The sequence below is a fragment of the Streptomyces sp. NPDC028419 genome, assembly GCF_055565515.1.
In genome coordinates this window covers 1-23,771 of record NZ_JBVHUE010000016.1, presented here as the reverse complement: position 1 = coordinate 23,771, position 23,771 = coordinate 1, and the positions used below count along the sequence as shown (strand labels likewise).

Here is a 23,771-nt window from a genome sequence, read left to right as displayed (position 1 = left end):
CGAAGCGGACCCCGGCCGCCGGCCCTTCGGTGCGCGCCGCCCCTTTGGCAGCATGGGGGCATGTCCGCATTGACGCGCAACGAAGCGCAGACCCGAGCCGCCCTCCTCGACGTCCACCACTACGCCGTCGCCCTCGACCTCACCACGGGCGAGGACACCTTCGACTCCACCACCGTCATCCGGTTCAGCGCCAAGGCCGCCGGTGACACCTTCGTGGAGCTGAAGCCGGAGGAACTGCGCTCCGCCGCGCTCGACGGCACCCCGCTCGACCCGGCGACCCTGACCGACGACCGGCTCCCGCTCACCGGGCTCGCCGAGGGCCCGCACGAGCTGCGCGTCGAGGCGTCGATGCGGTACTCGCGCACCGGCGAAGGCCTGCACCGCTTCACCGACCCCGCGGACGGCGAGACGTACGTCTACAGCCAGATGTTCCTGGACGACGTGCAGCGCGTGCTGCCCGCCTTCGACCAGCCCGACCTCAAGGCCGTCTTCGAGTTCACCGTCACCGCGCCCGCCCACTGGAGCGTCATCGCCAACGGGACCACCGAGCGCACCGGCGAGCGCGAGGCGGACGGCGCCGGCATCTGGCGCTCCGCCCCCACCCCCCTCATCTCCACCTACCTCGCGGCGGTCGCCGCCGGCCCCTGGCACACGATCCGCACCGAGCACGCCGGGCTGCCCTTCGCCGTCCACTGCCGCCGCTCCCTCGCCCCGTACCTGGACGCCGACGCCGAGGAGATCCTCGGCATCACCACGGACTGCTACGACCGCTACCACGAGAAGTTCACCGAGCCCTACCCCTTCGACTCCTACGACCAGGCGTTCGTCCCCGAGTTCAACGCGGGCGCCATGGAGAACCCGGGCCTGGTCACCTTCCGCGACGAGTACATCTACCGCTCCGCCGTCACCGACACCGAACGCCAGTGGCGCGCCGTGGTCATCGCCCACGAGATGGCCCACATGTGGTTCGGCGACCTCGTCACCCTGCGCTGGTGGGACGACATCTGGCTGAACGAGTCCTTCGCCGAGTACATGGGCTACCAGATCCTCACCGAAGCCACCCGCTTCACCGGCGCCTGGACCGACTTCGGCCTCGCCCGCAAGGCCTGGGGCTACGACGCCGACCAGTGGCCCTCCACCCACCCCGTCGCCCCCGACCCCGAGGCCGTCCCCGACACCGCGTCCGCGCTGCTCAACTTCGACGGGATCTCCTACGCCAAGGGCGCCTCCGCGCTGCGTCAACTCGTCGCCTGGCTCGGCGAGAAGGACTTCCTCGCCGGCATCAACACCCACTTCCAGCGGCACAAGTTCGCCAACGCCTCCCTCGCCGACTTCGTGGAATCCCTCGCCGCCCACACCGAGCGCGACGTCCACGCCTGGGCCGACACCTGGCTGCGCACCACCGGCATCGACACCCTCACCCCGCACATCGAGGCCGACGCCGACGGGTGGACCCTCACCGTCGAGCGCCGCGGCAGCCGCCCCCACCACATCGCCGTCGGCGCCTACGACGACGTGCCCGGCGAGGACGGCCGCCTCGAACAGCGCCTCCTGCTCGACCTCGACCTGCCCACCGGCGAGGTCATCTCCGGCGTCGGCCCCCGCCCCGCGCTCCTCCTCCTCAACGACGGCGACCTCAGCTACGCCAAGGTCCGCCTCGACCCCGGCTCCTGGAACACCGCGCTGCGCGCCCTGGCCGGCATCCCCGACGCCCTCACCCGCAGCATCATCTGGAACGCCGCCCGCGACATGGTCCGCGACGGCGAACTGGCGCCCGCCGCCTACCTCGGAGCGGCCGCCGCCCACCTGCCGCAGGAGGGCGACCTCGCCATCGTCCAGAGCGTCCTCGGCTTCGCCCGCGGCCAGATCGCCGACCGCTACCTGCCCGCCGAGGACCGCGCCGGGGCGCTGGCCACCCTCACCTCCCTCACCCGCGCCCTCATCCGGCGCACCGAGGACGGCGCGGAACCGGGACTGCGCCTCGCCGCCGTCCGCACCTTCATCGACAGCGCCACCCAGCCCGACACCCTCGCCGCCTGGCTCGCCGACGGCACCGTCCCCGGCGGACCCGAGCTCGACCCCGAACTGCGCTGGCGGATCCTCGCCCGGCTCGCCGCCCTCGGCGCGGTCGGCGAGCGCGCCATCGACGAAGCCCTCGCCGCCGACCCCAGCGCCACCGGCGAGGAGGGCGCCGCCCGCTGCCGTGCCGCCCTCCCCGACGCGGACACCAAGGAAGCCGCCTGGGAGCGGATGTTCCACGACGACACGCTGTCCAACTACCTGTTCTCCGCCACCGCCCAGGGCTTCTGGCAGCCCGAACAGGCCGAACTCCTGAGCGCCTACGTGCCGCGCTTCTACCCCGAGGCCCTCGCCGTCACCGCCCGCCGCGGGCCCGCCATCGCCGCGGCCGTCGGCCGCTACGCCTTCCCCGTCCACGCCATCGACCAGGACAACCTCGACGCCGGCCAGGCGTGCCTCGACCGGGGCGAGCCCATCCCGCTGCTCCGGCGCAAGCTCGTCGACCAGCTCGACGACATCGCGCGCGCCCTGCGGGTGCGCACCGGCTGAGCACCCCGGGGCGGCCGGGGAGCGGCCGGGGAGCGGTTGGGCGGTGGCCGGGCGGTGGCTGAAAAACAACCACCGGACAAACCCCGGCGGTTACCCCATTAGGGTCGGATCGTTGTGTTGGGCGGGGGCCCGGCGGGGCCGCGCCCCGCGCCCCGCCCAGCTTCCGTGAGGACCCGCGTGACGATCCGCACGACTCCACCGCCCGGCACCCCGCCCCCGCTGCCCCCGCTCGCGGGCGGCAGCGGGGCCGCCGACGCGCTGCGGCCCCTCCTCGACACCGTCCTCGACGCCCTCACCACCGGCGCCGCCGCCCGCGGCGGCCCCCTGCCGGCCGGCGGCCCCGACGCCGTCACCGCCCGGGTCCGCGCCGCACTGGGCGACGTACTGCCCGCGCGGGGGCACGGCGACCACGAAGCCCTGCGCACCCTCGTCCACACCCTCGCCGCGGGGGCCGCGGACCCGGCCGACCCGCTGTGCGCGGCCCACCTGCACGGGCCGCCGCTCGCCGTCGCCGCCGCGGCCGACCTCGCCGCCAGCGCGCTGAACCCCTCGCTGGACTCCTGGGACCAGGCCCCCGCCGCCTCCGCGATCGAAGCGCTCGTCACCCGTGCGCTGGCCGCCGAGCTGTACGGCGCCCCGCGCCCCGACGCCCCGCACCCGGACGCCCTCGTCACCACCGGCGGCACCGAGGCCAACCAGCTCGCCCTGCTGCTGGCCCGCGAACGCCACCGCGCCGCCGGCCCCCTGACGGTCCTGCACGGCGCCAACGCCCACCACTCCGTCCCGCGCGCCGCCTGGCTCCTCGGCCTCCCCGCGGCCATCGGGATCCCCACCCCCACCGGCACCCTGCACCCCGCCGACCTCGACGCCGCCCTCACCCTGGCCCGGCGCGAGCGCCCCGGCCCGCTCCTGGTCACCGCCACCGCGGGCACCACCGACGCCGGGCTCATCGACCCCCTCGACGCCCTCGCCGACCTCTGCGCACGGCACGGCGCCGACCTCCACGTCGACGCCGCCTACGGCGGCACCCTCGCCCTCAGCCCCCGTCACCGGCCCCTCCTGAGCGGCCTCGACCGGGCCCGGTCCATCACCCTCGACCTGCACAAACTCGGCTGGCAGCCGGTCGCCGCCGGGCTCCTCGCCGTCCCCGACAGCGCCTTGCTCGCCCCCCTCGCCCACCAGGCCGACTACCTCAACGCCACCGACGACACCGAGGCCGGCCTGCCCGACCTGCTCGGCCGCTCCCTGCGCACCACCCGCCGCCCCGACGTCCTCAAGATCGCCGTCACCCTCCGCGCGCTCGGCCGCGACGGCCTCGCCCGGCTGATCGACGCGACCTGCGCCGCAGCACAGCAGTTCGCCCGCCTCATCGACGCCCATCCCGGCTTCGAGCTCCACGCACCGCCCACCATCAGCACCGTCCTGTTCCGCCCCGTCCCCACCGACGACGCCGCCCTCGCCGAAACCCGCCGCACCCTGCTCCTCGGCGGCCGGGCCGTCCTCGGCCGGGCCACCGCCGACGGCCGCCTCTGGCTCAAAGCCACCCTGCTCAACCCCCACACCACCACAGGGGACCTCGCCACCCTCCTGACCCTCCTGGAAGGCAGCACCCACCGATGACCGCCCCACTCGAAGCACCCCACGACCTCGTCGGAATCGGCATCGGCCCCTTCAACCTCTCCCTCGCCGCGCTCGCCCACGGCCTCCAACAACACGAGTTCGCCGGCGGCCTCGCCACCGCCTTCTACGACCAGCGCCGCGACTTCAACTGGCACCCCGGCCTCCTCATCGACGGCGCGACCCTCCAGGTCCCCTTCCTCGCGGACCTCGTCACCCTCGCCGACCCCGCCAGCCCCTGGACGTTCCTGAACTACCTCAAGCACAAGGAACGCCTCTTCCCCTTCTACTTCGCCGAGCGCTTCCACATCCAGCGCGCCGAGTACGACGCCTACTGCCGCTGGGTCGCCGGCCAGCTCCCCGGCCTGCACTTCGGCCACCAGGTCGACGCCGTCCGCTGGAACCCCGAACGCTCCCTCTTCGAGGTCGACTTCACCCAGCTCGACGCCGACGGCGAAGCCGAGGCCCTCGGCCGCACCTACACCCGCAACCTCGCCCTCGGCATCGGCAGCGCCCCCTACGTGCCCGACCCGCTGCGCCCGCTCGCCGAAGCGCCGACCGTCCCCGTCGTGCACGCCGCCGAGTACCTCGACAACCGGCAGCGGATCCTCGGAGCCGACCACGTCACCGTCATCGGCTCCGGCCAGTCCGGCGCCGAGGTCTTCCTCGACCTGCTGCGCGCCCGCCCCGCCGGCCGCGAACGCCTCACCTGGCTCGCCCGCACCCCGTCCTTCGCGCCCATGGAGTACTCCAAGCTCGGCCTGGAACACTTCACCCCCGACTACACGCGCTACTTCCACGACCTGCCCGAGCCCGTGCGCGACAAGCTCCTGCCCGCCCAGTGGCAGCTCCACAAGGGCATCGACGCCGACACCATCGCCGCCATCCACGACGAGCTCTACCGGCGCACCCTGCACGGCGGCTGGCCCGACGTCGTCCTCACCCCCGGCGTCAGCGTCCGCACCGCGGGCCGGGTCGCGACCACCAAGGTCGAACTCCACCTCGAACACGCCCAGCAGGGCACCCGCTCCCGGCTCACCACCGACGCCGTCGTCCTCGCCACCGGCTACCGCGAACGCCCGATCGGCAGGATCCTGGCCGGCCTCGACCCGTACATGCGCAAGGACTCCTCGGGCCGCCCGCGCATCGACGACCGCTTCCGGATGAAGCTCGACCCCACCGTCACCGGCGCCGTCTTCGTGCAGAACGGCGAACGGCACACCCATGGCGTCGGCGCGCCCGACCTCGGGCTCGCCGCGTGGCGCAGCGCCACCATCCTCAACACCCTCACCGGCAAGGACCCCTACCCGCAGCCGGCCCGCACCGCCTTCACCTCCTTCGGCCTCGAACGGCGCGAGGCCGCCCGGCCGCAGGTCCCTGGCGAACTGCTGCCGCTCGTCGAGCACCCCTGAGCGGGGGCGGGGGTGGGAGTCCCGCGCACCACCACCCCCGCCGCCCCGTCGGGTTCCGCTCAGAAGACCGGCACGCCGGCCCGCGTCAGGCGCCAGTCCACCGCCGCGAACTGCGCCGGGTCGACGGTGCCCTTGGCCTTCACCCACTGGATGATGGTGTTGCGGATCTCCTCCGAGTTGGCCCACAGCTGCTTGGACTTCGGCACGTGCGGGAAGTTGCCGCCGCCCGAGGCCCGGTAGTTGTTGACCGCCAGCACGAACTGCGCCGCCGGGTCGACCGGCTTGCCCTGGAAGGACAGCCCGGTGATCCGGGACCCGGCGGGCTGCGCGATGTCGATGTCGTAGGTCACGCCGTACACCGCGTCGTAGTTGTAGTCCGGGATGTTCTCCGCGTTGGTCAGCTTCGTGAGGTCCACCGGGTCGCCCGGCGCCGTCCGCGCGTAGTACTTCGCCGAGAACTCCAGGTAGTCCTTCAGCTGCGCGCCGGTCAGCAGCCGCGCTTCCAGCGTGTTCTCGAAGGGGTACAGGCCGGCCGCGTCCTTGATCGTCACCTGGCCGGCCGGGATCGCCGCCGTCCGCGAGAAGCACGAGGCCTGGGAGAGGACCGGCAGCGCCGCCCACTCCGTGCCCGTCAGCGCCGTCTTCACCGTCTCCGCCTGCACGTGGCTGATCAGGTCGATGATCGCCACGTCCTTGAAGGGGCCCTCCGCCGAGGACATCGCCCGCAGCGAGGTGCCGATGACCTGGTTGACGTACGACACCACCTTGCGGTGCTCGTCCGACAGCAGGGCGACGATCTTCGGGTCCTCCACCGCGGTGTTGGAGTTCAGCACCCGCGCCGCGACCTTCGCCACCGACCAACGGCCCTTCGCCCAGGTCAGCTCGAAGTCGAACAGGGTCAGGCGCTGGCCCCACTTGAGCGGCTCGGACAGCACCACGTCCTTGCCGGTCGCCTTGTTCTTCACCCGGTACTCCGGGATCTCCGTGTGCGCGTGGCCCACCAGGATCGCGTCGATCCCCGGCACCTGCTCGGCCACCAGGCCGGCCGCGTTCTCGATGTGGGGCAGCTGGTCGCCGTAGCTCGACGTACCGCTCGAACCCGAGTGCGCCGAGACGATCACGACGTCGGCGCCCAGCGAACGCAGCCGCGGCACGTACTTCGCCGCCTGCTCCTCCAGACCCGGGAAGGTCATCTTCCCCTGCACGTTCGCCTTGTCCCAGATGGCTATCCCCGGGTTGGTCAGACCCAGCACCGCCACCTTCACGTCCGGACCGTGCGGCGTACAGATGCGGTGCATGCTGTACGGCGGGAACGCCGGGCGCAGCGTCTTCGCGTCCAGCGCGTTCGCCCCGAGCAGCGGGAAGTCGCACTGCTCCTCGAATTTGCGCAGGACCGGAATCCCGTAATTGAACTCGTGGTTGCCCAGGGCCGCCGCGTCGTAGCCGATCGCGTTCATCGCCTGCGCCATCGGGTGCACCGGACCGCGGCGCGCGGTGATCGGGTCCACCTTGGCGTAGTAGTAGGACAGCTGGGTGCCCTGGATCGTGTCACCCGCATCGATCAACAGGGTGTTCTGCCGACCCTTCTCCTTGCGGACCTGGTTCACCAGGGTGGAGATCTTCGCCAGACCGACGTCGTTGTGCGCCTTGTCGTCGAACTCCTTGTCCGTGAAGTAGTCCCAGTTGAAGACGTTGCCGTGCAGGTCGGTCGTCCCCATCACGGTGAACGCGTAGGTGCGCGGCGGCCGGGGCTGCTGCGCGGCGGCCGCCGGGGTGACCGCGGTCCCCGTCAACGCCACCGCGGCTCCCGTCGCGGCCGTGGTCCCCAGGAACGTCCTTCGGTCGAACGCCATGCCATCTCCCCTTGTGAGGCGTGCCTTGTAAGGCGTGAACAACGCGCGTAGATAACGCGCGTAGATTCTGACCCGTCGACGTCGCCCGACAACACCCCTGGCAGGTTTCGATCCGATGACCAGCCCCGAACGGGCGACAGTGCGAGAGTGAAACCATGAGCGACGACGACGCAACGCCCCAGTCCTACGCAGCCCCGCCGGCGCAGGGAACCCCGCTGCCGTACGGCACCCCCGACGTCCCGCGGGTCGCCGTCCGCGGCGAGGCCCGCATCGAGGTGGACCCCGAGATCGCCCGCATCGGCATCACGGTCAGCGCGCGCGGCGTGGACCGCCGGGGCGCCCTCGAAGACCTCACCCGACGCAACAACGCGGTCCTCGACCTGGTCAAGAGCTACGGCGACGAGGTCGAGAAGCTCGAAACCGGCGCCTTCTCGATCACCCCCGAACTCACCCGCCAGGGCCGCGGCGAACGGGTCCGGGCCTACCACGGCCGGGTCCTGATCACCGCCGAACTCTCCGACTTCACCGCATTGGGCGAACTCACCACCCGCCTCGCCGACCTCGAACTCACTCGTGTGGACGGACCTTGGTGGGCCCTGCGGCCCGACTCGCCGGCCCACGGCCGGGCCCGGCGCCAGGCCGTGCTCGAAGCGGTCAAGCGCGCCCGCGAATACGCCGAGGCCCTCGGCGCGGGCCTCGCCTCCCTCGTCGAACTCGCGGACCTCGGTGCCGAGGACGCCGGGCCGCGGCTGATGGCGGCGCCCGGCAGCGCCATGCGCTCCATGGCCTACGGCGGGGCCCCCGAGGAGCACGCGCCGGCGCTCGACCTCGAACCCCAGCGGCAGACCGTCTACGCCCAGGTGAACGCCCGCTTCACGATGACCGCGCCGCAGCTCTGAGAACCGTGCGAACGCCCTTGCGGGGGTGCTCATCAGAGCACCCCCGTGCACATTCAATAATTGTCAACAAGCTTTTGCCCATTGGTTGTTGAGTGGACACCCGGAACCAATTCTCTACTCCCCGGTAGGGGCATACGCTCAGCCCATGCGCCGAGCGAAAATCGTATGTACCCTGGGCCCCGCCACCGACTCATACGACCAGATCAAAGCCCTGGTCGAAGCCGGAATGGACATCGCCCGCTTCAACCTCAGCCACGGCACCTACGCCGAGCACGAGGAGCGCTACCACCGGGTGCGCAAGGCTTCCGACGAAACCGGCCGCAGCGTCGGAATCCTCGCCGACCTTCAAGGTCCGAAGATTCGCCTCGGCCGCTTCCGTGAAGGACCCGTACTCCTTGAACGCGGCGACGAGTTCACGATCACCGTCGAGGAGCACGAGGGCGACCGCCACACCTGCGGCACCACGTACAAGGGCCTCTCCCACGACGTCACCACCGGCGAGCGCATCCTCGTCGACGACGGCCGCGTCACCCTCGAAGTCACCGGGGTCGACGGCCCGCACGTCCGCACCCTCGTCGTCGAAGGCGGAATGGTCTCCGACCACAAGGGGCTGAACCTCCCCGGCGTCGCCGTCTCCGTCCCCGCCCTGTCCGAGAAGGACATCGACGACCTCCGGTGGGCCCTGCGCACCGGCGCCGACGTCATCGCGCTCTCGTTCGTCCGCAGCGGCCGCGACATCGAGGACGTCCACCGCGTCATGGACGAGGAGGGGCGCCGCCTCCCCGTCATCGCCAAGATCGAGAAGCCGCAGGCCGTCGAGAACATCGACGACATCGTCGCCGCCTTCGACGGCATCATGGTCGCCCGCGGTGACCTCGGCGTCGAAATGCCGCTGGAGCAGGTCCCGATCGTGCAGAAGCGCGCGGTGAAGCTCGCCAAGCGCAACGCCAAGCCGGTCATCGTCGCTACCCAGATGCTCGACTCGATGATCGACAACTCCCGGCCCACGCGCGCGGAGGCCTCCGACGTCGCCAACGCCGTCATCGACGGCACCGACGCGGTCATGCTCTCCGGCGAGACGAGCGTCGGGAAGTACCCCATCGAGACCGTCCGCACCATGGCCCGCATCGTCGAGGCCGCCGAGGAGGACATCCTCGCCAAGGGCCTGCCCCCGCTCACCGACCGGAACAAGCCCCGCACCCAGGGCGGTGCCGTCGCCCGGGCCGCCGCGGAGATGGGCGACTTCCTCGGGGCGAAGTTCCTCGTCGCCTTCACCCAGAGCGGCGACACCGTGCGCCGGCTCTCCCGCTACCGCTCGCCCATCCCGCTGCTGGCCTTCACCCCGGACCAGGCGACCCGCTCCCAGCTCAACCTCACCTGGGGCGTGGAGACCTTCCTCGGGCCGCACGTCGACTCCACGGACGCGATGGTCGCCCAGGTCGACGAGGAGCTGCTGCGGATCGGCCGCTGCGTGCCCGGCGACGTGGTCGTGATCACCGCCGGCTCGCCCCCCGGCGTCCCCGGCTCGACCAACCTCGTCCGCATCCACCACATCGGCGACGCCGTTCAGTGACGCGGTGCGCTGACGCCGTCCGCTGATGTCCCGCCCCGCCCTGCTCGTACGGTGCGCGGGGCGGTCGGCCGTCCTGGTCGGCGGGGCAGCGGGTCGGCGGGTCAGCGGTAGTCGGCGGTGCTCCGCACCTCGCCGAAGCGCGGGAAGGTCCGCCGCACCGCGAACTCGTGCTCGTCCGCCGCCAGCCCGGACATCGCGTCGGCCACGAACTCCAGCTCGTAGCCGTGGTCGGAGGCGGCCCGGGCGGTGGATTCGACGCCCATCGTCGTGACGAGCCCGGCCATCACCAGGGTGTCCACGCCGAGCGCGCGCAACCGCTCGTCCAGCCCGGTGCCGTAGAACGCGCCGACCGTGCGCTTGACCACCACGACGTCGCCCTCCCGCACCAGCCCGTCGGCGAATCCGCTGCCCGGCGGCTGCTCGGTGACGCCCGGGCGGTCGACCCGCACCAGCACCACGGGCCGCCCGGCCGCCCGGAACCCCTCGGCCAGGGCGCGGCAGCGCGCGAGCACGTCCTCACCGGAGTACGGCGCGAGGGGGAGGGCGATGATGCGGGGCATCAGGTCGATGAGGATCAGTGCGCTGGCCATGGTGCGATCGTAGGACCCCGGCACCACGCTCAAGATCATCATGTGCAGAATGGCCTGTATGTCGATGACGAACACGCCCGAAACGGCCACGATCGAAGACGCTCCCCTCGTCAGCCGCATCCTGACCCGCGCCTTCGACGACGACCCGATGATGCGCTGGTTCTTCCCCGACGACGTCTCCCGCGAGGAGTCGCTGGGCCGCTACTTCACCACCCTCTTCACCCGGCAGTACGTCCACCACGGCGTGTGCGAGCGCACCGCGTCGGCCGCCTCCTTCTGGGTGGCCCCCGAGGCCGGGGACAAGGCCGTTCCCGACGCCGGGACCATCGCGGAACTGCGGAGCATCCTCGGCGATCGGGCCGACGCCTTCGGGGAGGCCGTCGGAGCCGCCGCCGCGCACACCCCGCAGGAACCCCACTGGTACCTCGCCCTCATCGGCGTCGACCCCGCCGCCCAGGGCCAGGGGCACGGCGCCGCCCTGCTGCGCTCGGGACTGGCCAAGGCCGACGCGGCGGGCCTGCCGGCCTACTTGGAGTCCTCCAAGCCGGCCAACCTCCCGGTCTACGAGCACTTCGGCTTCCGGGTCCGGGCCGAGGTCCCGCTACCGGGCGGCGGCCCCGTGCTGTGGGGCATGTGGCGCGAACCCCTCCCGGCTGCCGGAGCCTAGGCCCGGGCGTCAGGGCCTCAGCAGGCCGCCCACCCACCAGTCGTGCGGCTCGCCGTCGTTGGCGATGCCGCGATTGCGCAGTGTCCCTTCGAGGGTGAAGCCGAGCTTCTCGGCGACGGCACGCGAGCCGGTGTTCCCGGCCATGGCCCACCACTCGATGCGGTGCACGTCGAGCGTGGCCCAGCCCCAGTCGCACAGGGCCCGAGCGGCCTCCACCGAGTACCCGCGTCCGCGCTGCTCCCTGACCGCCCAGTAGCCGAGCTCCCAGACGCCGCGGCTGATGAGGGTGAGGCAGTACGAGCCGACCAGGGCGCCGGTGTCCTCGCGGAAGGCGCCGAGGGTGTAGTCCTTGTCCTCGGCCCACTGGGCGGGCAGCGTCTCGCCGACGAGCTTCTCCGCGTCCGCACGCCGGTAGGGCACCGGCACCGGGGTGTAGAGCTGGATGTCCTGGTCCTGGCAGGCTTCGTACACCGCATCCACGTCGGCAGTCGTGAAGGCCCGCAGCAGCAGACGGTCGGTCTTGAGCGTCACTGGATCCATCGCGGCAGTATGACCACCCCCAACAAGCGGCGACCAGCGAATATCCCGACCGAGCACCGTCAACGGTCGCCGCAACACCCCGAATCCCTTGTTCGGTTGGGGGGTTGGACTATCTTTCTTCCGTGGACCAGCTGATCGCCGAAGACCCGACCCGCATAGGGCCCTACCGACTGATCGCCCGGCTGGGCGCGGGCGGTATGGGCCTGGTCTACCTGGGCCGCTCCGAGGGCGGACGCACCGTGGCCGTGAAGGTGGTGCAGGCCGAGTTCGCCGGGCACCCTGAATTCCGCAGGCGCTTCGCGCGCGAGGTCGCCGCCGCGCGGCGGGTGGGCGGCAGTTGGACCGCGGCCGTCCTCGACGCCGACCCCGAGGCCGCGATCCCCTGGGTGGCCACCCAGTACATCCCGGGCCCCGACCTGCAGACCGTGGTCGCCAAGGACTACGGCCCGCTGCCCGAGCGGTCCGTCCACACCCTCGCCAACCGCCTCGCCCTCGCCCTGCGCGCCGTGCACGAGGTCGGGCTGATCCACCGGGACCTGAAGCCCTCCAACGTCCTCGTCACCGTCGACGCCCCGCGCGTCATCGACTTCGGCATCGCGCGGGCCATGGACAGCCTGGCCGGGGACAGCCTGCACACGCACACCGGCATGCTGATCGGATCGCCCGGCTTCATGTCGCCGGAACAGGTCCGCGGGCTCGAACTCACCCCCGCCAGCGACGTCTTCTGCCTGGGCGCCGTCCTCGTCTACGCGGCCACCGGGCGCCTGCTCTTCGGCGCGACCGACACCGGGCTGAACGCCCACCTCTTCCGGATCGCGGAGGAGGAGGCGGACCTGACCGGCGTGCCGGACTCGCTCGTCGAGCTGGTCCGCGCGTGCCTGCACAAGGACCCGACCCAGCGGCCCACCCCCGAGGAGGTGGCCGAGCGCACGGCCGCCGAGCAGGAGGGGGAGTGGCTGCCCGGCGCGGTCCTGGCCCAACTCGGCCGGCACGCCGCCGAACTCCTGGACTTCGCCCCCGCGGGCGCCCCCGCCGGCGACCGCGCCGAAGCCCCCGCCGAGTCGCCCGCCGCGCGGCCGGACCCCCGCGTCCCGTCCGCGGGAACACCGGAGCAGGCCCGACAGCTGCCCCCGCCCCCCGCGTACGCCCCGACGCCCCCTTCGCCGATGATCCCCGGGCAAGGCTTCGGCCCGCCGCCGGGCCCACTTCCCGGCGCCTGGCCCGCGTCCCCCCAGGGCTTCCCCCAGGCCTCCGAGCCCCCGCACCCGCGGCGGTGGTGGGGCCTGGCCGTCATCGCCCTGGCCCAGCTGATGGTGCTGCTCCAGGTCACGGGCTTCGGATTCCTGATCCCGGCCATCCAGGCAGACCTGCACCTGGCCGCCAAGGAGATGAACGGCCTGGGCAACGCCTACGCCCTGGCCTTCGGCGGCCTGTTGCTGATCGGCGGACACCTCGCGGACCTCTTGGGCCGCAAGCGCACTCTGGTCGTCGGTGTGATCGGCTTCGCGGGGGCCTGCGCACTCGGCGGCGCGGCCGCCGACGTCGACATGGTGGTCTGGTCCCGCGCCCTCCAGGGCGTCTTCGGTGCGCTGTTGACGGCTTCCGCGCTCGCCTTGGTCGCCAACGGCTTCACCGACCCGAAGGAGCGCGGTAGGGCCCTCGGTGTGTACGGCGCGATCGTCGGCAGCGGTTCGGCACTCGGGCTGTGCGTGAACGGCCTGCTCGTCGAGAGCCTGAGCTGGCGCTGGTGCTTCTTCTCCGGCGTCCTCCTCTCGGTGATCGTCTTGATCGGTGTCCTGTCCCTGGTGCACGACCGCCGGGGGAGCACCGCGGCGCGTCCGGACCCGCTCGGCGTCATCCTCGGCTCGGCCGCCTTCGCCGCGCTGTCCTACGGTCTGCTGGGCAACCAGCCCAGCGGATGGACCCTCACTCCTCTCGTCCTGATCCTGCTCCTCGGGGGCGTCCTCCTGCTCGTGGCCTTCCTGCGGTGGCAGAGCAGGGCGGTGAACCCGCTCTCGCCCGCCGACCGCAACCGCGTCGGTGCCTTCCTCGCCATGGCCCTGGCCGGCATCGGCCTCTTCACCCTCTTCGTGGCCCTGAGCTTCTCTCTGCAAGCCGTGCTGGGCCGCTCCCCGCTCGCCGCCGGGCTGAATCTGCTGCCCCTGGTCGGCGCGAACGCCATCGCCGCCACGCTGATCGCCCCCCGGCTGCTACGGCGCGCGGCAGCACGCGTGGTGATCGTCGCGGGTCTGGTCGGCACGGCCGCGGGACTGGCGCTGCTCGCCGCTCTCGCGGGCGACGGCGCCTACGGGGCGACGGTCCTGCCCGGCATCCTGCTCGTGGGCCTCGGCTCGGGCCTGTTCGTCACGGCGATCTTCACCGTCGCGACCGAGGGCGCCGCGCAGCACTCCGGTGGGGCCTCGGCCGTCATCCACGCGGCTCACCAAGTGGGCCTGGCGATCGGCGCGGCCATGCTCAGCGCCCTGATCGCGAGCCGGATCCAAGGGGCCCGCGCCAACGCGTCGATGGCGTCCGTGCACATCCGTGACGAGCTGCTGCGCGGCTACACGACCGGCCTGTGGTGGGCCTGCGGTGCCACCCTGCTCGCGGCCCTGCTCGCCGCCGTACTGATCACGGCCCGGCCGGCCCGGCTCGACGCCTCCTCCGGCTCCGCCTCCAGCCCGGCCTGATCCCGGTCCCGTATGCGGGGGAGGGCCCCGGCCGCGGCCCTCAGGCTCCGGTCCCCCCTCCGCCCCGCCGAGAAGAACGGCGTGGGCGTCACGCGCCCCGGCCCGCCCGCAGCGGCCCCCGGCACCATCCCGGCGCACACCCTCTCGGCCACGGTGGCCCGCTCCGGGCACCCCCGCGGTCGCCGAGGCCGCGCCGCCGCCTCCGCGCTCCCCAGCCACGCATCGGCCGCCGGGAAGTTGGGGATGCGCACCTCCTGGCCGGCCTCGGCGAACTCCTCGCCCGTGGCCTCGTACCAATGCTCCTGAGCGATCACGCTTCCGTTCATCACTGTGCCCCCGTCCCGTACGCGTCCTGTCCGCACCGCTGTTGGTTGTTCGGTGTTCGTTGTTCGCCGTTCGCAGTCCCTATCGAAACGCTACGCAGCGTTTCGATAAACGGTAGCGGCTATCGTGAAGCCGTGTCAACCAACTCCACCCCCCGTACCGGTGGCCGCCTCCGCAACGAGGAAGCCCATCGATCCGTCCTAGAGGCCACCGCCGCGCTCCTCCTGGAGAACGGCTACGGAGCCCTCACCATCGAGGGCGTCGCCAAGCGGGCCAACGTCGCCAAGAGCACGGTCTACCGCTGGTGGAAGACCAAGCCGGAACTCGTCATGGACGCCTCGTTCCATGCGACCGCCCCCGCCCCCGCCCCTGATCCCGGCTCCGCCCCGGCCCCCGCCCCGGCCCCCGCCCCGGAACCCGACACGGGTTCCCTCGCGGGTGACCTCGCCGCGTTCCTCGCCGCCCTCCACGACGCGGCCGCCGACCCCGTCCGCGCCCGCGCGCTCGCCGGCCTCGCGGCCGAGGCCCAGCTCGACCCCGGCTCCGCCGCGCCCTTCCGGGCCTGGGTCGGGGACCAGCGCGAGGTGGTCCTCGCCCTCCTCGCCCGCGCCGTCGTGCGCGAGGAGGTCCCCGCGGCGACCGACGTCGAGCGCGCCGCCGACCTCGTCCTCGGCCCCTTCTGGTACCGGCTCCTGGTCATGGGGGCCCCGCCGGCCCGCGCCGAGGGCGCGGCCCATGCGGCCGCGGTCGTCCACGGACTCGTGGGAAGTGATGCGCACGGGGCTGCCGTGCGGGGGGAGGTGGGCGGGTAGACAGCCCAGAGTGACCGACAGCGCGGTCGAATTCGCTCAGGTGAGCTAATGGCCGCGAAGTCGCGCGACCATGGAATGTAAGGAAAGTGCCCCAGGTGGGATTCGAACCCACACTGTCCGCTGTTTGAGAGCGGCCTCTCTGACCAGTTGGAGTACTGGGGCCTACGAAACGAAGGACTCAACGAACCCTGCGCGAGACCACCTTACAGGAGCTAGGTAGGCTCAGGGGAGCTGTTATGCCCCGCAACGAGGAGCCCTCCGTGACCGCCGAGCACGAGTCGTCGCCCACACCCGTCGACGCCGACCAGTCGCATGTCCCGCCGCTGACGACCCGCGTCGTCATCGCCGAGGACGAGGCGCTCATCCGGCTCGACCTGAAAGAGATGCTGGAGGAGGAGGGCTACGCCGTCGTCGGCGAGGCCGGGGACGGTCAGCGCGCCGTGGAACTGGCCCGCGAGCACCGGCCCGACCTCGTCATCCTGGACGTGAAGATGCCCGTCCTGGACGGGATCTCCGCCGCCGAGGTGATCGCCGAGGAGTCGATCGCCCCGGTCCTGATGCTGACGGCCTTCTCGCAGCGCGACCTCGTCGAGCGGGCCCGGGACGCAGGGGCCATGGCGTACCTGGTCAAGCCGTTCTCCAAGAGCGACGTGGTCCCCGCCATCGAGATGGCCGTGTCCCGCTTCGCCGAGCTGCGCGCCCTGGAGAAGGAGGTCGCCGACCTCTCGCTCCGGCTGGAGACCCGCAAGCTCGTGGACCGCGCCAAGAGCATCCTGCAGACGCAGTACGGCCTGACCGAGCCCGCCGCCTTCCGCTGGATCCAGAAGACCTCCATGGACCGCCGCATGTCGATGCAGCAGGTCGCCGAGGCGGTCATCGAGGACGCCGAGGAGAAGAAGAACGCCGCGGCGGCGGCCAAGGACTAGCCGGCCGGGGCGGCCACGGGCCGGCCCCGCACCCCCCCCGCAACGCAGGTGGCCCGCCCCGAACATTCGGGGCGGGCCACCTGCGTTGTATGTCAGGTCGGTCGGATCAGTCCTCGCCGAGGTACGCCTTGCGGACGTCCTCGTTGACGAGCAGCTCGCGGCCCGGGCCGGACAGGACGATCTTGCCGATCTCCATGACGTGGCCCTGGTCGGCGAGCGAGAGCGCGGCCTGCGCGTTCTGCTCGACCAGCAGGATCGTGGTGCCCGCCGCCTTGAGCTCGGCGATGGTCGCCATGATCTTCTGCATCATGATCGGCGAGAGGCCCATGGACGGCTCGTCCAGCATCAGCAGCTTCGGCCGGCACATCAGCGCGCGACCCATCGCCAGCATCTGCTGCTCGCCGCCCGAGAGGGTGCCCGCGGCCTGCTTGCGCCGCTCGCCCAGGATGGGGAACAGCTCGTAGGCGCGCTGGACGTCCTTCTGGATGCCTTCCTTGTCCTTGCTCAGGAAGGCGCCGAGGAGGAGGTTGTCCTCGATCGTCATGCGCGGGAAGATGTGCCGCCCCTCGGGGGAGTGGGCGAGCCCGAGCGCGACGATGTCGTGCGCGGGGGTCTTCTTCAGCGACTTGCCGTTGAAGCGGATCTGGCCGCCGCGCGGCTTGATCAGGCCCGACAGGGTCCGCAGGGTGGTCGTCTTGCCCGCACCGTTGGTACCGATGAGGGTGACGATCTGGCCGGCCTCGACGCTGAACGAGATGCCCTTGACGGCTTCGATCTTGCCGTAGGCGACCCGGAGGTCCTCGACCTCGAGGAGTGCGGTCACTTGGCTTCTCCGTCCGTGCTGGTGGTGCTGTGCGCCTCGGCGGCCTCGACCTCGGCGACTTCCTCGGCGCCGGGGGCGCCTTCGAAGGGCTCGCCCAGGTAGGCGGCGACGACGCGCTCGTCGCCCTGGACCTCGGCCGCGGTGCCCTCGATGAGCTTCTCGCCCTGCACGAGGCAGGCGACGCGGTCGCAGAGGTTGAAGATGAAGCGCATGTCGTGCTCGATGACGAGAACGGCGATGCCCTGGTCCCGGATGGCGAAGATCAGCTCTTCCGTCGCCCGGGTCTCCTGCGGGTTCATGCCCGCGGTGGGCTCGTCGAGCAGGATCAGGCCGGGGTCGCTCGCGAGGGCGCGGGCGATCTCCAGCTTGCGCTGCTCGCCGTAGGGCAGGTTGCGCGCGAGGTGCTCGGCCTTGTGGGCCAGACCGATGAACTCCAGGAGTTCGAGGGCCTTCTCGCGGCTGGCGGCCTCCTCGCGGTGGAAGCCGGGCAGGCGCAGCAGCGAGGACCACAGCCCCTGCTTGGTCCGGGTGTGCCGGCCGACCAGGACGTTCTCCAACACCGTCATGTTGTTGAAGAGACGGATGTTCTGGAAGGTACGGGCGATACCGGCCGCGGTGACCTTGTACGACTTGGGCGGCAGGACCGTGCCCTTGTACCGGACCTCACCCTCGGTGGGGATGTAGAGGCCGGTGAGGCAGTTGAAGAAGGTGGTCTTGCCGGCGCCGTTGGGGCCGATGAGGCCGACGATCTCGCCGCTCTTGACGGTGAGGTCGACGTTGCGGACGGCCGTGAGGCCGCCGAAGCGCATCGTGACGCCGCGCGCGTCCAGGACGGTCTCCGCCGTGCTGGCGGCGGGGGCGTCGGTGGTGGTGGTCGTCATGGGTTCAGACCCCTGCCTTGCCGAGGACCGTGGGCGCTTCCATGTCCTCGTGGAGTTCGAGCTGGTTGCGCCGGTTGGGGATGATGCCTTCGGGGCGCAGGCGCATCAGGACGATGAGCGCGAGCCCGAAGATGAGCAGCTGCTTGTCGCCCATGAACTGGAGCTTGTTCGGCAGCAGGAAGAGCAGCGAGCCACCGATCAGGGGGCCGGCGATCGTTCCCATGCCGCCCAGGACCACGGCGGCGAGCAGGAACGCGGAGTTCGGCGGGACCGTGTTGGCGAAGACGTACTGCTCGGGCGTCACGGTGTACTGGACGTGGGCCTGAACGGCACCGGCCAGACCGGCCAGGGTGGCGCCGAGGGCGAAGGCGATGAGCTTGACGCGGAAGCCGTTGATGCCCATGGCCTCGGCGGCGGTCTCGTCCTCGCGGATGGCGACCCAGGCGCGACCGATGCGGGACTCCGAGCTGCGGCGGAAGACCATCACCACGACGAGGGTGATGATCAGCATCAGCAGGAAGTAGTTCGCGAAGCGGCCGATGGTGAATCCGGCGATGGTGTGTTCGGCGCCGAAGTCGAAGCCGAAGAGGTCCACGTTCGGGATCGAGGAGATGCCGTTGGGACCGTTGGTGACGTCCGGGCCGGAGATGCCGTCGAGGTTGTTCATCGAGATCCGGAAGATCTCACCGAAGCCGAGCGTCACGATGGCGAGGTAGTCGCCGCGCAGTCGCAGGGTCGGGGCGCCGATCAGCACGCCGAAGATCATCGAGGCGGCGGCGCCGATGAGGAGCGCGGCCCAGAAGGGCAGGTGCACGCCGAAGGGCGAGTTGGGCGAACCGGAGACCAGGGCCGCGGTGTAGGCGCCGACGCCGAGGAAGGCGACGTAACCGAGGTCGAGGAGGCCGGTGAGGCCGACGACGATGTTCAGGCCCAGGGCGACGGTGGCGAAGATGAGGATGTTGACGCCGAGGGTCGCGTACTGGTCGTCGGTCTGCGTGAAGGGGAAGGCCGCGGCGGCGACGAACGCCCCGATGAGGGCGACGTTGCGGTGGCGACCGGTGATCGCCGAGAAGCGGGCGATGAGGCCGGCCTTGTTGAGCGCGGCGAAACCGAAGCTCGCGGTGATCAGGAAGCCGATGAAGAGTTCCTGGTACGGGGTGCCGATGCCGAAGGTGAAGACGCCGAGGGCGACGCCCAGGAGGGCCGCGATGAGCAGGATCTCCAGGTAGGCGGGCAGCGCCTTGGCCGGCCGGACCGGCCCGTTGGCGAAGGCGGCCTTGACGTTGGCCCACTGGTTGCGGCAGTCCAGCTTGAAGTTGTCCCAGCCGCTGTCCTCGGGGTCGGGGGTCTCGGGGACCGCCCGCTCGAAGGGCAGCGCCAGGGCGCCCACCAGGGCGAGCAGGCTCACGACCGCGAGGAAGAAGCCGCCGGGCTCCAGGTCCACGAGGTGGCCGAGCTTGCTGATGATCGCGATGATCGTGTACCAGGCGGTGGCGAAGGCGGCGAGGGCGGAGAGCTTGATCGCCGCGTCGGCACCGGCCGGGGCGATCCAGCCCAGGCCCTTGACCCCGTACGACGCGAGGCCGAAGAGGGCGGTCATCAGGCCGCCGACGAGGACCAGCCACTGCAGGCCCGCGGGGGAGCCGTAGAAGGTGAGGTCCCCGGGGAACGCGGCGGTCCAGGTCCAGGAGAGGAAGGCGGAGAGGGCGGTGAGCGCGCCGCCGACGGTGGCGAGGGCGCGGCCCGTCTTCTCGGGGAGGGGAACGAAGCCCCGGGCAGCGGCGGTCTGCGGGATGTCCGCGGTGTTGGTCGTCATGGTTGTCACGCCCTGTCCGCCACGCGCTGGCCCAGCAGGCCCTGGGGCCGGAAGAGCAGCACGAGGATGAGGAGTACGAACGCCCAGGTGTTGCCCCAGGTCTGACCGCCCAGCTGGTGGAAGCCGGGGATGTCGGCGATGTAGGCCGTGGCCATGGTCTCGGCGAGACCGAGGACGAGGCCGCCGATCATCGCGCCGTAGATGTTGCCGATGCCACCGAGGACGGCCGCGGTGAAGGCCTTGAGGCCGAGCAGGAAGCCCATCTTGTAGTTGATCTCGCCGTACTTGAGGCCGTACGCGACGGCTCCGACGGCGGCGAACACGGCGCCGAGGGCGAACGCGACCGTGATGATGCGGTCGGTGTTGATGCCCATGAGCTTGGCGGTGTCCGGGTCCTGCGCGGTGGCCTGCATACCGCGTCCGGTGCGGGTCTTGAGGACGAAGTAGCCGAGGAAGGCCATCGAGATCGGAGCGGCGATCAGCAGGAACACGTCACCGGTCTGGATGGTGACGTCGCCGATGTTGAAGGGTCCGCCGGAGATCTCGGGGAAAACGATGGAGGACTTCGCGTCCGGGTACCAGGCCCAGACCGCCTGCTGGAGGGCGAGCGAGAGGCCGATGGCGGTGATGAGCGGGGCCAGGCGGGGAGCGTTCCGCAGGGGGCGGTAGGCGAAGCGTTCGGCTCCGACGGCGAAGAGGGTCGCCACGATGACAGCGCCTATGAGCATGAGGGGCAGCGCGATCCACATGGTGGTGCCCGAGGGGAGGATCGACCAGACCGTGAAGGCGCCGAAGCCACCGGTCATGAAGATCTCGCCGTGCGCGAAGTTGATGAGCTGGACAATGCCATAAACCATCGTGTAGCCGATGGCGACGAGCCCGTACATGGATCCCAGTAGCAGGCCGTTGACCAGCTGTTGCGGCAGTTCGTGCACCGCAGGTCCTCCGAGTCTTTCGACGGATGTGACACCGCGCGGGGCGCTGGATGCGCGCCCCGCGCGGCAGGAGTGAGGTGGTACGGGCCGGTTACTTGGCGGGGTAGGTGCCCGACTCGACAGCCTTGAAGTCCGGGCCGTCGACCTTGTAGACGGTCAGCTGCTTGTTGGTGGCGTCACCGAACTCGTCGAAGGAGACCTTGCCGGTCACACCGTCGAAGGAGACGCCCTGAACGGCTTCGAGCACCTTGGCGCGGGCACCCTCGGGGAGCTTGCCGTTGTTGGCGTCGACCGTCTTCTTGACGGCCTCGATGATCGCCCAGGCGGAGTCGTACGAGTAGCCGCCGTAGGCCGCGTACGGGTCCTTGAAGCCGGCCTTCTTGTAGTTCGCGATGAACTCCGTGGCGGACGGCAGGGTCTCGACGGGCGCACCGACCGAGGTCGCCATGTCACCCGCGGCGGCGGGGCCGGCCAGGTCGACGAACTTCTTGTCGAAGATGCCGTCGCCACCGACGAGCGGGATGTTGGCGCCCGCGGCCTTGATCTGCTTGCTGAGCGGGCCGGCGGCCGGGTACTCGCCACCGTAGTAGACGACGTCGGCGCCGGAGTTCTTGACCTGCGTCACGATCGCCGAGAAGTCCTTGGACTCCGGGTCGATGTGGCCCTCGCCGGCGACCGCGCCGCCGAGCTTGGTGAACTCGCCCTTGAAGGTGGCGGCCAGACCGGCGCCGTAGGTCTTCTTGTCGTCGATGAGGAAGACCTTCTTCTTGCCCCCCTTGTTGAAGAGGTACTGCGCCGCGAACGGGCCCTGGATGGCGTCCGTGGTGGCGGTGCGGAAGTAGCTCTTGTAGGTGCGGACCTTCTGGCCGGTCGCCCAGTTCGGACCCTGGGTGAGGGACGGGCTGGTGTTGGCCGGGGAGATCTGGGCGAGCTTGGCGTCGTCGAAGACCTTCTGCATCGACTCGGACACCGAGGAGTTCAGCGGGCCGACGACGCCGAGGACGTCCTTGTCGGCCACGAGCTTGGTGGCGTTCTGCTGTCCGGAGGACGGCTGCGCCTGGTCGTCGAGCGCCTGGATCTTGAAGGTGACGCCCTTGACGTACTTCTTCTCGTTGGCGGTCTTGACCGCGAGGTCGACCGAGTTCTTGATGCCGAGGCCCAGGGCGGACAGGTCACCGGTCAGCGGCGCGTCCACGCCGATGGTGACCGTGACGTCGCCGCCGCCGGAGGTGTCCGACTTGTTGTCGCGGGAGCCACAGGCGGTGAGAGTGAGAGCGCCCGCGGCGAGGGCGGCCGTCACGGCGATGAGCGAACGATGACGCACGATCAGTCCTTTCCTGGCGCCGCGTCCCCCCTGGGACGCGCCGAGTCGAACGCGGGGAACCGAACTGAATGGCATCCGGCGGTCGCGGTAACTGGCCGTGACTCTAAGCCGCCCACCGGACGATATGGAGGGCTCAGGCCAATGATGTGACTCTCTTGTTATGCCACGGCGTAATACATAGCGGATCTGTAGGGGTGGAACGGGGGAATTCCGGCCGGTTCGTCTTGTCCGCATGGTGAGATGCGGCAGGACTGTCGGAGGGTTTAAGTCCTTACAAGCCAGGCTGCTCAAGGGTTTTGGTCATGACGCGGGTGTGGGGCCCACATCTCGACCAACGGGACAGGCCCTGGTCAGAGCGCTGGAAAGATCCCTGGCATATCGGTCACCGAGGATGTAACTGTGATCCTCTTTCTGGAATCCATTACTCAGGGTTACTTCCAGAAAAGGGAGCCCCGCATTCCGTGCAACATGCACACAGTCCGCCACGTGAATCTCCACAACAACCTCACGGACTTCTCCGGCAGCCACGATGACGGGTGAGGGTGGCCGCACGGTGACCGTCAGTGCCCGCGACGGCTGGCCGATCCGCTCGATCGTCACCGGCGGTCCGGCGGACGTTCGTGCACGCACAGTGAACCTGAGGGCAGTGCCTGCCGGGGTCGTTTCCAGCGGTTCCGGCTCCCCGTAGGTCAGCTCCAGGGTCTGCGAGGGTGCGGCCGGCGGCGGAGCCGGTACGGGCGCGGGCGGCCGGGGCCGCACGGCGTAGAGGTAGCCCCCGCCGAGGCCGAGGGCGACCAGCAGGGCCAGCGCGGCCACCGCGGGGCGGTGGCGGGCGTAGCGGTCGCGGGCGCGGCCCAGGAGGGCGCGGGGGGCGTCGGCGGGTCCCGGGGAGGCTCCCTCGGGGAGGTCGCCGCCCCGCCCGTCCGTGAGGTCGTCGGGCTCCCGGCCCGCGGTGCCCTCGCCCGGTTCGACCGGGCCGATGCCGCTCATCCCCAGGGGCCGCCGGTCGCCGTCGCGGTCGCCGCGGAGCGGTGGTGCGCGGCGCAGCGCTCGCGGGCCTCGCGGGCGGCGAGCCGGCGGGCGGCCGCGTCGGCGGCGGCGGCGCCCTCGGGGGCCTTGGCCCGGCCTTCGGCGCGGGCGTCGGCGAGCACGGCCCGCAGGATCTCGTTCTGGTCGCCGGACAGGCCCATGGACTGGTAGTCCAGGCCCACGGGGTCGCCCGCGCCGTCCCCGTCCAGCACCACGCCGGCCCAGTGCGTGATCAGCGCGGTGCAGAGGTCCTCGGGCGGGGTGGGCCGCGGTGCGGGAGTGGCGCCGGTCGCGGGCGGCGGCGTACCGGCGGCGGTGTCGTGACCCGCGTCCCGGTCGGTCCCGGAGCAGCCCGTCAGCGCGGCGGCGAGGAGCGTCGCGGCGCAGGCTGCCAAGGCGCCGCGGGGGGGGGGGGGGGGGGGGGGGGGGGGGGGGGGGGGGGGGGGGGGGGGGGGGGGGGGGGGGGGGGGGGGGGGGGGGGGGGGGGGGGGG

19 protein-coding genes and 1 tRNA gene are annotated in these 23,771 nt (G+C 71.5%); 10 read left to right on the top strand and 10 right to left on the bottom strand.

The window, feature by feature from the left end; genetic code table 11:
* The first annotated feature begins 60 nt into the window (after positions 1-60).
* From pepN to ACZ4UB_RS19635, 3 genes are all read left to right on the top strand, one after another.
* A complete protein-coding gene (pepN, locus tag ACZ4UB_RS19645; protein WP_468071693.1) occupies positions 61-2,568 on the top strand; it encodes an aminopeptidase N in 2,508 nt (835 codons plus the stop codon).
* A 177-nt stretch (positions 2,569-2,745) separates the two neighbouring features.
* Positions 2,746-4,188 (top strand): pyridoxal phosphate-dependent decarboxylase family protein, encoded by a 1,443-nt coding sequence (locus ACZ4UB_RS19640; RefSeq protein ID WP_468071691.1) that lies wholly within the window; start codon positions 2,746-2,748, stop codon positions 4,186-4,188.
* Positions 4,185-5,597 carry a lysine N(6)-hydroxylase/L-ornithine N(5)-oxygenase family protein gene (locus ACZ4UB_RS19635; protein WP_468071689.1) on the top strand — a complete coding sequence of 471 codons (1,413 nt, stop codon included), beginning with the start codon at positions 4,185-4,187 and terminating at the stop codon, positions 5,595-5,597. The genes ACZ4UB_RS19640 and ACZ4UB_RS19635 overlap by 4 nt, the downstream gene beginning before the upstream one ends.
* A gap of 59 nt (positions 5,598-5,656) precedes the next feature.
* Here ACZ4UB_RS19635 and ACZ4UB_RS19630 read toward each other — a convergent pair whose 3' ends face one another.
* Positions 5,657-7,450, bottom strand: coding sequence for a bifunctional metallophosphatase/5'-nucleotidase (locus ACZ4UB_RS19630; RefSeq protein ID WP_468071687.1), 1,794 nt, complete (start codon positions 7,448-7,450; stop codon positions 5,657-5,659).
* Positions 7,451-7,605: 155 nt separating this feature from the next.
* Here ACZ4UB_RS19630 and ACZ4UB_RS19625 point away from each other — a divergent pair, with 155 nt between their 5' ends.
* Positions 7,606-8,349, top strand: coding sequence for an SIMPL domain-containing protein (locus ACZ4UB_RS19625; RefSeq protein ID WP_468071685.1), 744 nt, complete (start codon positions 7,606-7,608; stop codon positions 8,347-8,349).
* 145 nt (positions 8,350-8,494) lie between these two features.
* Positions 8,495-9,922 carry a pyruvate kinase gene (gene pyk / locus ACZ4UB_RS19620; RefSeq protein WP_468071683.1) on the top strand — a complete coding sequence of 476 codons (1,428 nt, stop codon included), beginning with the start codon at positions 8,495-8,497 and terminating at the stop codon, positions 9,920-9,922.
* A 101-nt stretch (positions 9,923-10,023) separates the two neighbouring features.
* Here the strand turns inward: pyk and ACZ4UB_RS19615 are convergent, their stop codons facing one another.
* Positions 10,024-10,512: an isochorismatase family protein gene (locus tag ACZ4UB_RS19615; protein ID WP_468071681.1), complete on the bottom strand. Its 489-nt coding sequence runs from the start codon at positions 10,510-10,512 to the stop codon at positions 10,024-10,026.
* A 49-nt stretch (positions 10,513-10,561) separates the two neighbouring features.
* Between ACZ4UB_RS19615 and ACZ4UB_RS19610 the strand changes: the two genes are divergently transcribed.
* Positions 10,562-11,179, top strand: a complete 618-nt coding sequence (locus ACZ4UB_RS19610) for a GNAT family N-acetyltransferase (RefSeq protein ID WP_468071679.1) — start codon at positions 10,562-10,564, stop codon at positions 11,177-11,179.
* 9 nt (positions 11,180-11,188) lie between these two features.
* Here the strand turns inward: ACZ4UB_RS19610 and ACZ4UB_RS19605 are convergent, their stop codons facing one another.
* Positions 11,189-11,719, bottom strand: coding sequence for a GNAT family N-acetyltransferase (locus tag ACZ4UB_RS19605; RefSeq protein ID WP_468071677.1), 531 nt, complete (start codon positions 11,717-11,719; stop codon positions 11,189-11,191).
* A gap of 122 nt (positions 11,720-11,841) precedes the next feature.
* Here ACZ4UB_RS19605 and ACZ4UB_RS19600 point away from each other — a divergent pair, with 122 nt between their 5' ends.
* From ACZ4UB_RS19600 to ACZ4UB_RS19590, 3 genes are all read left to right on the top strand, one after another.
* Positions 11,842-14,409 (top strand): MDR family MFS transporter, encoded by a 2,568-nt coding sequence (locus tag ACZ4UB_RS19600; protein WP_468071675.1) that lies wholly within the window; start codon positions 11,842-11,844, stop codon positions 14,407-14,409.
* A gap of 81 nt (positions 14,410-14,490) precedes the next feature.
* Entirely contained in the window at positions 14,491-14,715 is a 225-nt protein-coding gene (locus ACZ4UB_RS19595; RefSeq protein WP_468071673.1) for a hypothetical protein, read from the top strand.
* Positions 14,716-14,867: 152 nt separating this feature from the next.
* Positions 14,868-15,545, top strand: a complete 678-nt coding sequence (locus ACZ4UB_RS19590; protein WP_468071671.1) for a TetR/AcrR family transcriptional regulator — start codon at positions 14,868-14,870, stop codon at positions 15,543-15,545.
* 87 nt (positions 15,546-15,632) lie between these two features.
* Here the strand turns inward: ACZ4UB_RS19590 and ACZ4UB_RS19585 are convergent.
* Positions 15,633-15,707: transfer RNA gene (locus tag ACZ4UB_RS19585), tRNA-Leu, on the bottom strand.
* A gap of 74 nt (positions 15,708-15,781) precedes the next feature.
* Between ACZ4UB_RS19585 and ACZ4UB_RS19580 the strand changes: the two genes are divergently transcribed.
* On the top strand, positions 15,782-16,471 hold the full coding sequence (locus ACZ4UB_RS19580; protein ID WP_354383321.1) for an ANTAR domain-containing response regulator: 690 nt from the start codon (positions 15,782-15,784) through the stop codon (positions 16,469-16,471).
* Between the two features lie 106 nt (positions 16,472-16,577).
* Here ACZ4UB_RS19580 and ACZ4UB_RS19575 read toward each other — a convergent pair whose 3' ends face one another.
* The 6 genes from ACZ4UB_RS19575 to ACZ4UB_RS19550 form a co-directional block, all read right to left on the bottom strand.
* Positions 16,578-17,294 (bottom strand): ABC transporter ATP-binding protein, encoded by a 717-nt coding sequence (locus ACZ4UB_RS19575; protein WP_354383322.1) that lies wholly within the window; start codon positions 17,292-17,294, stop codon positions 16,578-16,580.
* Positions 17,291-18,175, bottom strand: a complete 885-nt coding sequence (locus ACZ4UB_RS19570) for an ABC transporter ATP-binding protein (protein WP_354383323.1) — start codon at positions 18,173-18,175, stop codon at positions 17,291-17,293. Before ACZ4UB_RS19570 ends, ACZ4UB_RS19575 begins: the two co-directional genes overlap by 4 nt.
* A 4-nt stretch (positions 18,176-18,179) precedes the next feature.
* Complete coding sequence (locus ACZ4UB_RS19565) at positions 18,180-20,000, bottom strand: branched-chain amino acid ABC transporter permease (protein ID WP_468071669.1); 1,821 nt, start codon at positions 19,998-20,000, stop codon at positions 18,180-18,182.
* On the bottom strand, positions 19,997-20,926 hold the full coding sequence (locus ACZ4UB_RS19560) for a branched-chain amino acid ABC transporter permease (protein ID WP_467960091.1): 930 nt from the start codon (positions 20,924-20,926) through the stop codon (positions 19,997-19,999). The genes ACZ4UB_RS19565 and ACZ4UB_RS19560 overlap by 4 nt, the downstream gene beginning before the upstream one ends.
* Positions 20,927-21,017: 91 nt before the next feature.
* A complete protein-coding gene (locus ACZ4UB_RS19555) occupies positions 21,018-22,250 on the bottom strand; it encodes a branched-chain amino acid ABC transporter substrate-binding protein (RefSeq protein WP_354383326.1) in 1,233 nt (410 codons plus the stop codon).
* A 986-nt stretch (positions 22,251-23,236) separates the two neighbouring features.
* Positions 23,237-23,674, bottom strand: a complete 438-nt coding sequence (locus ACZ4UB_RS19550; protein WP_468071667.1) for a hypothetical protein — start codon at positions 23,672-23,674, stop codon at positions 23,237-23,239.
* Positions 23,675-23,771 lie beyond the last annotated feature (97 nt).